We start from the raw sequence: 381 nt of genomic DNA on the forward strand, positions 1-381 counted from the left end.
GAAACAACAGTCTGGCTGCTATCTCGGAGAATATGGTGCATCCGGGAGGATTCGAACCTCCGACCGCTCGGTTCGTAGCCGAGTACTCTATCCAGCTGAGCTACGGATGCATCGGGATTTACTACTGTACTACTCGATACTTCGTCTCGCTTTGAAAACGACAGGAAGTAAAAGATGGTGCATCCGGGAGGATTACTCGGCTGCGCCTCGTCCTACGGGTCGTTGCTAAAGCAACGCTATCCTCCCTGGTGCTAGCGATTATCTCGCCGACCATGAAACAACAGTCTGGCTGCTATCTCGGAGAATATGGTGCATCCGGGAGGATTCGAACCTCCGACCGCTCGGTTCGTAGCCGAGTACTCTATCCAGCTGAGCTACGGA

General features: G+C 53.5%; 1 tRNA gene. It reads right to left on the reverse strand.

Features of this window, described 5'->3' with window-relative positions:
* Window positions 1-33: 33 nt before the first annotated feature.
* Window positions 34-110 (reverse strand) — tRNA-Arg (locus tag M8013_RS00085).
* Between the last annotated feature and the right edge of the window lie 271 nt (window positions 111-381).

This window comes from Silvania confinis (assembly GCF_025564085.1).
GTDB classification, from domain to species: domain Bacteria; phylum Pseudomonadota; class Gammaproteobacteria; order Enterobacterales; family Enterobacteriaceae; genus Enterobacter; species Enterobacter confinis.